The 11,689-nt window shown below is 67.0% G+C and carries 10 protein-coding genes and 2 pseudogenes; 9 read left to right on the top strand and 3 right to left on the bottom strand.

Translation table 11 applies throughout. The features are described 5' to 3' along the window. The 5 genes and pseudogenes from ABD793_RS41955 to ABD793_RS41935 form a co-directional block, all read left to right on the top strand. Window positions 1–117: pseudogene (locus ABD793_RS41955) on the top strand (IS5/IS1182 family transposase); the annotation flags it as partial. A gap of 1,057 nt (window positions 118–1,174) precedes the next feature. Continuing rightward, on the top strand, window positions 1,175–1,333 hold the full coding sequence (locus ABD793_RS41950) for a hypothetical protein (protein WP_344869388.1): 159 nt from the start codon (window positions 1,175–1,177) through the stop codon (window positions 1,331–1,333). A 35-nt stretch (window positions 1,334–1,368) separates the two neighbouring features. Then, a complete protein-coding gene (locus ABD793_RS41945; RefSeq protein ID WP_344869386.1) occupies window positions 1,369–2,133 on the top strand; it encodes a hypothetical protein in 765 nt (254 codons plus the stop codon). A gap of 43 nt (window positions 2,134–2,176) precedes the next feature. Beyond that, the gene (locus ABD793_RS41940; protein WP_344869384.1) at window positions 2,177–2,584 is read left to right on the top strand and encodes a hypothetical protein; all 408 of its coding nucleotides are present in this window, start codon (window positions 2,177–2,179) and stop codon (window positions 2,582–2,584) included. A gap of 104 nt (window positions 2,585–2,688) precedes the next feature. Further along, window positions 2,689–3,315 carry a DUF932 domain-containing protein gene (locus ABD793_RS41935; protein WP_344869382.1) on the top strand — a complete coding sequence of 209 codons (627 nt, stop codon included), beginning with the start codon at window positions 2,689–2,691 and terminating at the stop codon, window positions 3,313–3,315. Here the strand turns inward: ABD793_RS41935 and ABD793_RS41930 are convergent. From ABD793_RS41930 to ABD793_RS41920, 3 genes and pseudogenes are all read right to left on the bottom strand, one after another. Next, window positions 3,281–4,021 (bottom strand): annotated as a pseudogene (locus ABD793_RS41930) (ISL3-like element ISPfr2 family transposase); the annotation flags it as partial. The gene ABD793_RS41935 and the pseudogene ABD793_RS41930 sit on opposite strands and share 35 nt — an antisense overlap. Window positions 4,022–4,196: 175 nt before the next feature. Beyond that, entirely contained in the window at window positions 4,197–5,228 is a 1,032-nt protein-coding gene (locus ABD793_RS41925) for an alpha/beta fold hydrolase (protein WP_344869380.1), read from the bottom strand. 331 nt (window positions 5,229–5,559) lie between these two features. Further along, window positions 5,560–6,090, bottom strand: coding sequence for an OsmC family protein (locus ABD793_RS41920; RefSeq protein ID WP_344869378.1), 531 nt, complete (start codon window positions 6,088–6,090; stop codon window positions 5,560–5,562). Between the two features lie 389 nt (window positions 6,091–6,479). Between ABD793_RS41920 and ABD793_RS41915 the strand changes: the two genes are divergently transcribed. The 4 genes from ABD793_RS41915 to ABD793_RS41900 all read left to right on the top strand — a co-directional run bounded on the left by ABD793_RS41915 (window position 6,480) and on the right by ABD793_RS41900 (window position 11,649). Continuing rightward, a complete protein-coding gene (locus ABD793_RS41915) occupies window positions 6,480–8,243 on the top strand; it encodes an ATP-binding protein (protein WP_344869377.1) in 1,764 nt (587 codons plus the stop codon). 19 nt (window positions 8,244–8,262) lie between these two features. Next, window positions 8,263–9,243 (top strand): FAD-dependent monooxygenase, encoded by a 981-nt coding sequence (locus ABD793_RS41910; RefSeq protein ID WP_344869375.1) that lies wholly within the window; start codon window positions 8,263–8,265, stop codon window positions 9,241–9,243. Window positions 9,244–9,602: 359 nt separating this feature from the next. Further along, the gene (locus ABD793_RS41905; RefSeq protein ID WP_344869373.1) at window positions 9,603–10,595 is read left to right on the top strand and encodes an AraC-like ligand-binding domain-containing protein; all 993 of its coding nucleotides are present in this window, start codon (window positions 9,603–9,605) and stop codon (window positions 10,593–10,595) included. Window positions 10,596–10,836: 241 nt separating this feature from the next. Further along, window positions 10,837–11,649, top strand: a complete 813-nt coding sequence (locus ABD793_RS41900) for an IclR family transcriptional regulator (RefSeq protein ID WP_344869371.1) — start codon at window positions 10,837–10,839, stop codon at window positions 11,647–11,649. Window positions 11,650–11,689 lie beyond the last annotated feature (40 nt).

The raw sequence follows: 11,689 nt of genomic DNA, 5'->3' as shown, positions 1-11,689 counted from the left end.
GCCTGGCTGACCAGCTACCGGCGCCTGACCATCCGCTACGAACGCAAACCCAGCCACTACCTCGCCTTCCTCACCCTCGCCGCCACCATCACCTGTTACAAGAAACTCGCCAAATGAGACACGCTCTAAGTGGTCGCATGGCTCTTTCTGCCTTTTCCTTGCGTGCAAGATAAACCTAACGATACAGAAACATGGCTCATAGATATTGACAACCACATAAACGGCGTGGCCGCAAGTGGTGTGATTCGAAAATCGCAAGATATCCAAAGAGAAATTCGTACTGAATCCAAGCTGTGCGGGTCGCGGGCGCGGGCGCTGGCTGCCGCTGTGCGGGTCGTTCTCTTCCTCTGCGTCTTCCCAGCTCAAGGGCCCGACCGGCCCTGAGCAGAGAGGTCGACGCCGAAGGTAACGGCGAGATAACGGAACTCGACTGAAGCTTGAAAGTGTCTAGTCAGTGTGTCAACCTAGACATGTAACCGAGACAGATCGGAAGGGGTGAGACAGAGAAGGGCGTGAGGACCGGGACACGGCGTCCCGCGAGCGATCTCCTTCCTTTCTTTCCTTAAAGGTTTGGTCGTTACGAACTATAAGACCCGCATAGCGCGGGCGGCGGCTTGGGCCGCGCGGACAGCAGCGAAACCGTGCAGGGCAGTAGTGGGGAACGACGCGTAGCCAAACGCGCATTTCTAGTCTGGGATGCGTAGTAACTGCGCTTGCAGCCCCGTTATGTGAATCCCTTGCTATAGAGCGGAGTAGCGCGCATAAAAGGCATGCCTGCCAGAGGTGTGTCCCCAAGATAACTACATGGTGGTCTAGCACCGAAAAACGTCACAACGTGTGGGCGTCACGTCCGGATTGTGTAAAGCGGTTGCCGACATTGAACGTCACTCTCTCAAGCGCGTCGCGCTTTTTGCCGTTCGTAGCACGCTATGTCTTACGGGCATGGTTCCCTGCGTTGTGCACTAGACATAACGGCTTCCCTTTGGGGAGGTTCAGGGAATGCGCTACCGGTCGACCGGGCGCTATCGCTTGCGGTTATGCATCGCACGGACATAGAAGATGATCCCCTTTGCATCAATCGCACTCGACGTGTCCACATTTCGACCCGTACCAGTTCGCAACTGGCCTGAACCGCCAAACAATATGCAACTACAACACCATTGGAGGACCTGTCATGACGCGTAAAGACTTCAAAGAAATTGCCGATTCCGTACGTCGGGAAGTTGTTGCCGACGACGAACGAAAAGCACTCGCCGACGCCTTGTGCACGTACTTCAAATCAGTAAACCACCGATTCGACCGAGACCGTTTCTTTGCCGCATGCGGCCTGTGACTCGCACTAATCCGCACCCGCTGGGAGTGTCAATCATGAACAACCCTGAAATTTCGTTTTCCGAAGATGCACACTTGTTCTTCAGGCAGAACTTTCGTTACGGGACATGGGACGGTGAAGACTGCGCCCGAGATAATGACTGGTCCGGCTTCGGATTCGTTCTCGGATCGGGCGGTGATCCGCTGCCAATTCCCGGCGACTACCTCACCGGGCACCAGTGCGCCCACCTGGCGGACGTGTCCAACGGGCATGCGGCAATGCGACTCATGGACGAAGCGGCACCAGGAAAAGCAACCGAGTGGAACGGTCTTCTTGCCTACGACTACGGCGATTCCGCCGCACGTGAGGCCGCCGACCGTATCGGTGCCGCGCTCGCCGGATACCCGCTGCTCGACGACGAAGACCTGTCAGAGCGGGAATCCGAGAACGCCGCGCGCGTGCTGGTCGACTGCTACGACGTGCCCCAGGAAGTCGCGGCGGACGTCGTTTCGGCGCTGAGCGACGACGGGCAGACCTTGTGCACCGACTGCCACAGCTGGGATATCGACCAAATCATGTCCGAGCTGGGCTATCAGCAATGCGCCGAGTGCGACAAGTGGCTTGAAGGCGCTTGTGATGAACCGCTGCATTACGACTGCGCCGAATACTACGCAGAAGACGACTGCGAATGCGTTTCGGTCATGGTCGACGGATACCGGCACGGCAATCACACCGTAACCATGTCGGACGTTCGCGAAACATTGCGTGGCTGCGAACACTGTTACCCCGTCGTCTACCCCTACGGCAAAAACGTGGCGTAACGAACGCGACCCGTCAAGGGGTAGCGGACAAAGGAGATACATCGTGGATACCAACAATCCGGTTGCCGGAAGCGAGAAGGACCGGCAATACGCGATCTTTCGTGACTACGCCAACCAGCACGGAGCCCGGCGCGCGTACCAAGCACTGTCGACCATGGGGGCCCACCATGAACTACTAGTGAGCCTGGTCGTGCGTTATCTCGCCGAATCGGGCCCACAAGGGAATGAACAGCCCGACGACGAAACCGTATTCGCCTACGCGACCGAGCACGGACACGTGCGCGTGATCCTTCGCTGGCGCGGGTTGTGGCGCGGGTTGGCGTTCTGCTCGGTTGAGCCCGACGAAACCGAGCAATGGCACCGGCATTTCAGCGATGCCGAACGGTGGCTTTCGCAACGTGCCGCACTGAGCCGGGCAGAAGAATCTATGCGATCTCACTACCGCAACTAGCCGCACTGTGTTGTGGCGTTTCGGTGCCGCGCGCATTCGCGCGCGGACGCCGTGACCGCACAACGGTTTCCCGTAGCACCTCCTATAACGAAAGTGGGTTTGTCATGTCCAAAGAAACCAGCGAATGGCTCAACAACAATGTTCTGATCGGGTTCACCGACAAGCGCGGCCACGCTTGGCACTACCGGGCATCGGCGCAAGGCAGCGAGCCGAACCACTACGCCGGAGCCATCCCGGTCGCCGATGTGCAGCGGCGCTTGTTCCACTGGACCGCCGAACCGGAACCGGTGCTTGTGGCGGGCAAGTTCGGCCTTCGCCGCGTGCCCAACAAGCAAGCCATCACCGCATCGGATACCGGTGATGTCCTCGGGATCTTCGCCGACGGGTACACCGTGCACCAGTACCAGGAATGGCTACTGGACAAGGTCGGCACGATCCTGGATGACGGTCTGTCGATCGGTTCCGCGGGCCTGCTGCGCGACCGCCGACAGGCATGGGTGAGCGTGGAAGTGCCCGAGAACATCACTACCCCGGAAGGCGTGGAGTTCCGGCCGAACCTGGTCGCCTGCACCAGCCACGACGGCAGCCTTGCCACCACCTACAAGCGCACCGTGACCAACGTGGTGTGCGACAACACGATGTCGGCCGGGCTGCGCGAGTACGGCCAGCAGTTCAAGGTCAAGCACTCAAAGCGGCTCATCCCAATCGGGGGTGTAGGAGTTGGGGTCTGAAGCCGCCGGTCTCGAGCAGGCTTCGGGCGATGTAGTTGGTCAGGTTGCGGAACCCGAGTGCGGAGCCGCGCAGGTGTTCGAGCCGTCCGTTGAGCGCCTCGGTCGGCCCGTTGCTGGTGCCGGGTCGTTCGAAGTAGGCGAGCACGTCGGCGGCTCGCTTCTTCAGGGTCCGGCCCAGGGTGGTGAGCTCGGTGAGCACCTTGGGGACGCCGGCGCTGAGGTCGGTGATCAGCTTCTCCATGAGCTCGCGGCCACGTTGCCGGTCCTCGTGGCGATAGGCGGCGATCATGCGCTGGTAGACACCCCAGGTCGCCTCGACCTCGACGTGAGCGTCATCAACGAACAGCGCGCGTAGCCTGTCGCTCTGCTTGTCGGTGAGCAGGTCCGCGCCGGTGTGCAGCGTGCGCCGCGACTTGTAGAGCGGGTCGTCCCTGAACCCACGGTGCCCGTGGATCGCGAGTTGGACCCGGCGCCGGCACCTGTCGAGGGCGTCACCGGCCAGGCGCACGACGTGGAAGGGATCCATCACCGTGACCGCGTCCGGGATCTCCTCCGCAGCGGCGGTCTTGAACCCGGTGAAGCCGTCCATCGCGACCACCTCGACCGCGTCACGGAAGGCGTCGTCGCGGTCGGCGAGCCAGGTCTTGAACGCCGCCTTCGACCGGCCCTCGACCATGTCCAGCAGCCTTGCTGGGCCGGCGCCATCGCACCGCACGATCCGGTTCAAGTCGTTGCCCGGTCACGCTCAGACCGAGGCCGTCGAGTCGAGCGAAGGCGGTCAGGTCAGGGCGGCCGAAGCCGGCCGGCGGGGTAGCGTCGGACACGTCGAGGTCTTTCGGATGGATGGCGTAGGAACCTCCATCGTCGGGAGACCTCGACGTCTATCTGCGGACCGACGCGCCCGGCCGACCTACACCCTCATCTGGGAAGAGCCCGCAAAGCGCCCGCCGGGCGCGGCTGCGCGCTCGCGTCCATGTGATCGGAGCGTTGGCCCGGCCGCCCGCGACCCGCTCGACGAACCGACCGATCACCAGGTTCGTCCGGATCGGGTCCCGCATCGGAGGCGCGTGGCCGCCGCCCCGGACGGTCACGAGCTCACCCCGCGTCCACCGAGCCAGGTCGACCCCGGTGGCGTAGGGCACGATCGCATCCTGGTCGCCGTGGATCACGAGCACCGGGCAGCGGACCCGCCGGCAGGTCGCCTCGGCCTCGTCGGCGGTGGGCGAATGGGCTCCCCCGGCCGCCGGCGTGGTCAGCGCGAGGGTCTCGGCGTCAGTGGTCAGGCCCCACTCGACGCCGTCCTCCCACTGCTTGGTCGAGTGGGGCTCGATGAACGCTGCCGACATGAACAACTCGACGAAGCCGCGGTAGTCCTGGCGCCAATAGTGGATGTTGAGCTTCTCGGCACCTTCATAGCGGTCCCGGACCTTCTCGAACCCTTCAGGCAAAGCCCAGGGCAGCGCTGCGCCGATCGCGATCACACCTGCCGCCCGGTCCGGATACCAGGCGGCGAGTTGCAGGGCGTGCCGCCCGCCGAGCGACAGGCCGCCCACGACCGCCTGCCGGGCCCCGATGGCGTCCATCACCGCGATACCGTCGGCGACGTACTGGCGGTCGGCGTAGGCGTCAGGGGTCCGCGGCCGGTCGGCACGGCCGTTCCCCCGGCCTTCAACGGTGACCACCCGGCACCGGCGCGCCAGGTACGGCACCTGCGCCTTCCACTGGCGGGCGTGCACGATCGCCCAGGAGGTCAGCAGCACGATCGTCGGCTCGCCGTCGCCGAAGACCTCGTATCCAACGGAGACGCCGTCCCGCTCTACGTACCCGACGGCATCCGGTTCGCGTGCTCGCATCCTCCAGCTCCCTTCACACCAACTCCCGCGCCTCGGCCCGTCGTCGCTGTCATCGCCCATCTCGTGAAGACCCGTAAAGGAGATCGCTACCGAGGGGCCGCCCGCCGACCACCGCAGACCACGACTCCTGGTCAGAAGCTCGGACGCGGACCGGGCAACGACCCTTGACTCGTTCGTGGCTCTCAGAATCCGGTCCTTGACCGTTACACCGCTAGAGTCTTCCGCCTACCTGCCGCGGTCCTCGCCGCACGGACGCCTTCGTGGGACGGCGTCAACGGGTCTCGGCTGTACGCCGGAAGCGGGACCGGGCCTCGGTCGTCAGCTCCCGAATGGCGGCCTCTCGGCCTGCACCGCAGACACCGCCGGTCGGTGTCGCTGTTGACGCCTCGGCTCAGGCCCTCGTCGTGCCGGCGGTCTCGCTGGTCATCGAGGTCGTGACGGCAACCGGGCTGGTGAAGATGTCGAGCACAGGGCAGTGCCCGTTCACCGCGGCGCGCAGCTGCTCGTACCGCTCGGCCGGCTCCGGCCCGCTGACCCGCACCCGCACGTCGACGTCGCCGAAGCCCGCGCGTACGTCGTCCTTCAGGCCGAACACCCCGTGCACGTCGAGATCGCCCGTGACGTCGACGTGCAGCCGGTCGATCCGAATCCCGAGCTTCTCCGACCAGAACCGGTAGGTGATGGCCTGACACGACCCCAGGGCCGCCAGGGAGAACTCGACCGGGTTCGGCGCGAGGTTCGTGCCACCGAGCGCCTCCGGCTCGTCGATCTTGACGACGTGCCTTCCGATGTGCACGTCGACCTCGGTCACCCCGACGAGGTCACTGTCCGCTGCGAAGGTCACCGCTGCCGCATTCGGGTCCCGCGCCACCGCCTCGGCAGTGGCGTCGAGGACTGTCCTCAGGTCGCTCGTGGTGGTCATGGCGCTTCTCCTGACGTTGTCGGGCACTGCCGGTCGAGACTCGCCGACGGAGTTGCACGGCTGCTGGGTGGAGTGCTCAACGCTGCGACCGGCGCTGTCATCGTGCTTGTGGTGGCACAGCGCTTCCTACTGTTCAATGTCCGGGGTGCAGTCCGACGGACCTGGTCCGGCGGCCATGGGTCCGCAGCCCAACGGTCGTGCGGTGAGCATCGACGTGCTCGGACCGGTTCGGGTGATCGTGGACGGGCACGGCGTCGATCTCGGCTCCCCCAAGCAGCGGCTCGTCCTGGCCGTGCTGGTCTCCGCCGCGGGCCGGCCGATCCCCGTGGAGCGGGTGATCGATCTGGTCTGGCGAGTACCACCGGCTGGCCGGCGAGCACGCCCTACGTGTGCACGCGCTGGAGCTCGCGCGCCGAGAGTGCCGGGCCGGCCTCGATCTCGGTCGGCGGACCGGGTTGGCGCCGGCCACGGTCGCTACGCTGACCTGCGGGCTCGGGACCGCGCTGCGCCAGAGTGGGCTGCCCGACGAGGCGCGGCCGGTGCTGGCGGAGGCGGAAGCATTGGCCGCCACCGCCGACGCGTCGGCGACCCGGCTCGCGGCGCTCGAGGGTCTCGGGGTGATCGAGGAGACCGGCGCGTCCAAACGGATGGCGATCCGGTACTTCGAGCAGGCTGCCCGGCTCGCCGCGCAGGCCGGCGACTCCGTCCGTGAGATTGGTCTGCTCAATCGCCTGGCCGTGGTCGCGGCGTCTCAGCTGCGGTTCGCCGACGCGGAGTCGTTCGCACACCGAGCCCTGGACATCGCGGCCGGACTCGGTGACCCGGAACAGGCCGCCCGCGCAATTGACGGCGCGAAGCTCGTCGCCTGGTACCTCGGTGACCTCGACGAACTGGAGCGGTTGGCCGCGGGCGCCGAGCCTCGACTGCGTTCGGATGGCGAGTGGTACCTGCAGTTCGTGTTGCTCGAATCCGCCTACGTCCCGGCTGCGCGCGGGCAATGGACTGTCGCCGACGCCCGGGTCGAGGAGGGTCTTGCCCTGAACGACCGGATCGGGAATCGGGCCGAGCGGCCGCTGCTGCTGGCACTGGCGGCACGGCTGGACCGGTGGCGCGGGCGACTCGACACAGCCTGGGCCCGTTGTGTCGACGCGTGCGAGCTGGTCACGCGTGTCGGAGCAGACTGGATGCTGTCGTGGGCACGGACCGAGCTCGGTGCACTGCTCCTCGAGCTCAACGAACCCGGCCCGGCGATCGACCGTCTCGAGGAGGGCCGCCGCGTAGCGCGGGCCTGCCACTCGTCGACGGTCGAGCTGTGGAGCGTCGGACACCTGTGCCGCGCCACCCTGCGCGTCGGCGACGAGCGATCGGCCGCGGCCCACGTCCAGGAGATGGCGGACCTGATCGGGCTGGTCACCGTGCCCGCCGGCCGGGCGTTCCTCGGCGCGGAGGACGCCCTCGCGGCCTACTCGGAGGCGGCTCTCGAGCTGGGCGATCCGACACCGGCGCACGAGGTCATGGAGCCCCTGCTCGAGGCGGCCGACCGGGCGGGCCACTTGCCCGCCCACGCGCGAGCGTCACTCGTGCTGGCCAGAGCTGACCGTACAGCGGGCAACGTGCACCAGGCCTGCCGCCGACTCCGGCACGCCCGGAACAGTGCCGAGGCCGGAAGCCTGGCAGTGCTCAGTCTCGACGTGGTCGACGCTCTCGCCGAAGTCACCGACGGCATCGAACGGGCGGAACACCTTGCGACGGCAGCGGGATATCGGGACGCACTACGCGCCCACCGGCTGAACGGGCCTCCCGGCGGGACCCGCAGCCCACTGGTGGAAAGCCCCGTTGCGACAGTGGGTGATCCGGACGTGGTTGCTGCTAGAGCGGGTCGTGCGGTCGATCTGGTGTACCAGGGGTGGAGGACTTCCTCTGCTCATGGTGCGCATCGCGAGCTGACCCGGCGCGTTGCTCTGGAGGAGTTCGAACTCGCTGAGAGATCTGGCGGCTCGTCGCACAAGTCGGCTGCCTCGCAGGGGCCTCGAATCCTTGAGCAGGTCTTCACGCTCGTCGACAGTTCAGCAGAGCGCGACTACCGCGAGGCGCTTGTCCTCGACTCCGGTCGCGATGACTTTCGGGCCTGGTCGGCGTCTTTCCCTCGATGAGTCGACGAAGGAGGCGCCGGTGAGCGGTATCAGGGTGTTGGTGGCGGGGGCGAGCATCGCGGGGCCCGCGCTGGCCGACTGGTTGCGCCGGCGGGGTGCCGAGGTGACCGTGGTGGAGCGGGCCCCCGGGCTGCGTCCCGGTGGGCAGGCGGTGGATGCGCGCGGGGTGGCCAGAGAGGTCATCCGGCGCATGGGGCTCGACGCGGTGGTGCGTGCGGCCTGCACTGAGACCGTGGGCGCGTACACGGTGGACGTGGACGGGAACGTGCTGGAGACCTTCCGCGCGGACGACGACGGCGGCGACGGGTTCATCGCGGAGATCGAGATCCTGCGCGGGGACCTGTCCCGGGTGCTCCACGAGGACACCCGGGACGGTGTCGAGTATGTCTTCGGCGACCGGATCGCCGAGCTCACCCAGGACGCCCGGGCGATGGCCATGTTCTCGTTCCCTTCTGCCGACTTCGACGTCGACTACCGCGACGTGGCGGCCCAGAAGCGTCTGCTGCGTGAGCGGATGGCCGGTTTCGGCTGGTTGACCCCGCGCATCCTCGCGCATCTGGACGACACCCCGGACTTCTACCTCGACCAGGTCGCGCAGGTGGTGATGGGCCGTTGGTCGAGCGGACGGGTGGGGCTGCTCGGGGACGCGGCGTTCTGCTCGTCGCCGATGTCGGGGCAGGGCACCGGGCTGGCCCTGGTCGGCGCGTACCTGCTGGCCGGAGAGCTGGCTGCAGCAGGGTGGGACCCGGAGGCCGGGTTCGCCGGCTACGAGGGGCGGATGCGGTCGTTCGTCGAGGCCAACCAGGAGATCGGCCGGATGCACGCGCGCAGCCGCGAGGTCCCTGAGCCGGACGCGGAGCCGAGCCCGGAGCCCGACATGGAGTCGCTCATGGAGCTGGTCGAGCGCGCGATCAACGGCGTCGAGCTCCCCGGCTATGCAGGGGTGCCGGACTCCGGGGCGCCGGCCGGACCGCCGATCACCTCGTCGGCCACGCCGTAGGCCACCGTCGAGGTGAGCAGCGCGTCCAACTCGTCTCGTCCCCGTTCTCGGCCGTCGCCAGGGGATCCGGATTCAGCCGCCGTCGGCACCTGTTCCGGTTGGCCGAATCCCGCGGCCGCCCGGCGGGTCCTCGTTCGGGTATTCCGGAGAGGGACCCCCGGACGACCCGGGTCCGCGTAGAATAGCACGGTTCGGGGAGGTACACAGCGGCGATCCGGGTGGGCCTGTGCTCGCCGCTGTTTACCTCTGCGCGATTCCCTTCCTGTGGTGGGCCGAGTACTCGGAGCGGTCGTGGATGTGGGCGTGTTGCTTCGGACCGTTGGTAGCCTTCGGTAGCCCGCCATCAGCGGAGGTCAGGATTGGAGCAGGCGACGAGGGACGCGGTGGCGGTGCGGTGCACCGCGGTGGACGATGCTCAGCGGTTCGGGACTTCGGTGTACTTTCCCCATCGTCTCGTTCCGCTTGACGGCTCGCGCCCCTTCGACATGTCTCTGAGCGCCGTCTCGCACGGCGCGGTCACGGTCGGCCTGCTCAGCTACTCGGAACCGGTACGTATCGAGACGGGGGACCAGGAGACGGCCTACGAGGTCAACATCCCCCTCGTGGGCTCCGTGGAGAGTTGGTCCGGCCCCGACCACGTCGTGGCCTCGTCCGTGCGGGCCGTCGTCTTCCGGCCCTATGGCGCCACCGCGATGCAGGGCTTCGGACGGAACCGTCCTCTTCTCGGTCTCAAGCTGGACCGTGTCGCACTCGAGGCTCAGCTGGCCGACCTCGTCGGCAAGAGGGTTCGAGGGCCGGTCGACCTGGCTTCGTCGCTCGACCTCAGCGCAGGCCGAGGCTCGGCGTGGTGGGCGGTCGCCCGATCCGTGGTGGAGCTGTTCGCGGCGCGCGACGACGGGATGGCGTTGCTCAACAACGAGCTGGTCATGCGCCCGCTGACGCAGAGCCTTCTGACCGGATTCCTGCACGTCGTCGAGCACCCGTACCTCGCCGACGTGCTGGACAGGCCGAGCAAGGCCACTGTGCCCGCGGTGCTACGCCGTGCGCAGGCCTATATGGAGGAGCACGTCGCCGAGCCGCTGACGGTGACCGAGGTGGCGGCCGCGGTGGGTTCCAGCGTTCGAGGCTTGCAGGTGGGCTTCCAACAACACCTCCAGCGAACGCCGATGGAGCACTTGCGGGAGCTTCGGCTGCGCCGCGCGCATACCGAGCTCATCAACGCCGACCCCGATCACAGCTCCGTCGCAGAGATCGCCCATCGCTGGGGTTTCACGCATCTGGGCCGGTTCGCGGCCCGATACCGCGCTGCCTACGGTCAGACGCCGTCGGAGGCACTGGGCGCGGGACGCTGAATCCACAGTGCTGCGCCCGTGCGCCTTCTGGACAGTGCCCGTGCGTTCCGTGGCTCGCCGAGGCCGTGACCTGCTTCATAGCCTGAACAGCGCGACGACGACCGTGGGACTCCCTCAGCTGCATGTATGAGCGCGCCCCGGTCGCCGCTGTTGCGGTTTGCCCGTCGGAGCACCATGCGTCGGGCCGTGGCCGTCTCGCACGTGACAACACAGTCGTTGGATCGTAGGAAGGACAGCCGGAATGCTGCAGACTGTCCAGAAGATCGGGCCCGTTCTCGATCTCTTCACGCTTCACCAGCCCGAGTGGGGTGTCTCCGAGGTCGCGGAGGCCATCGGGGTTCCCCGTTCGAGTGCGCACGCCCTGCTGTCCAGCCTGGTCGAGACCGGACTGCTCCAGTGCCGCACGCGAGGGCGCTACCGGATCGGCTGGCGGATCGTCGAGCTCAACGAGACGCTTCGCGGGTCCGTCGACGTCCGGTCCGCGGCCGCGCCGGTGCTCCAGGAGCTCGTGGACCGCTACGGCGAGACCAGCCACCTCGCGGTGATGGAGCGCTACAAGGTGCTCTACGTCGACAAGATCGTCGGAAACCACGTCATCAACGTCGTCGGGGCTCGGATCGGCGCCCAGCTCGACGCCCACTGCAGCGCGGTCGGCAAGGTCCTGCTGGCCAGTCGGGATCCCGAGGAGGTCCGCCGGTTCGTCACCGACAAGCCGTTGCGTCGGCTGACCCCGACGACCATCACCAACCCCCGCGCCCTGGAGCGCGAGCTGGAGACCGTTCGACGGTGTGGTTGCGCCTTCGACCAGGCCGAGGCCGTCCAGGAGGTGCACTGCGTCGCCGCCCCGGTCCGCGACGACCTCGGCGCCGTGGTGGCGGCGGTGAGCATGACGGTCCCCGCGAGCCGCTTCGCCCCGGCGAGGAACGAGTTCAAGCGCGCGGTGATCGCCGCGGCGTCCGACGTCTCCCGCCGCGTCGCGGCCGCCGTCGGGCCCACTCCTCGCCTCTCCGTGGTGCGGGACGACCCCACGACGCAGTCGGTCGCCGTCGGCTAGTGAGCGCGTTCCGCGAACCCTTGAACGCCGAACCCGAGGA

It is taken from the genome of Amycolatopsis ultiminotia (assembly GCF_039536925.1).
In the GTDB taxonomy this organism is placed as follows: Bacteria; Actinomycetota; Actinomycetes; order Mycobacteriales; family Pseudonocardiaceae; genus Amycolatopsis; species Amycolatopsis ultiminotia.
This window is presented reverse-complemented; position numbering and strand designations above follow the sequence as displayed.

Excerpts from the sequence above, each read along its gene's own strand:
- ABD793_RS41950 (WP_344869388.1), top strand. The coding sequence starts at position 1,175 with ATGACGCGTAAAGACTTCAAAGAAATTGCCGATTCCGTACGTCGGGAA.
- ABD793_RS41945 (WP_344869386.1), top strand. The coding sequence starts at position 1,369 with ATGAACAACCCTGAAATTTCGTTTTCCGAAGATGCACACTTGTTCTTC.
- ABD793_RS41935 (WP_344869382.1), top strand. The coding sequence starts at position 2,689 with ATGTCCAAAGAAACCAGCGAATGGCTCAACAACAATGTTCTGATCGGG.
- ABD793_RS41925 (WP_344869380.1), bottom strand. The coding sequence starts at position 5,228 with ATGGGCGATGACAGCGACGACGGGCCGAGGCGCGGGAGTTGGTGTGAA.
- ABD793_RS41920 (WP_344869378.1), bottom strand. The coding sequence starts at position 6,090 with ATGACCACCACGAGCGACCTGAGGACAGTCCTCGACGCCACTGCCGAG.
- ABD793_RS41900 (WP_344869371.1), top strand. The coding sequence starts at position 10,837 with ATGCTGCAGACTGTCCAGAAGATCGGGCCCGTTCTCGATCTCTTCACG.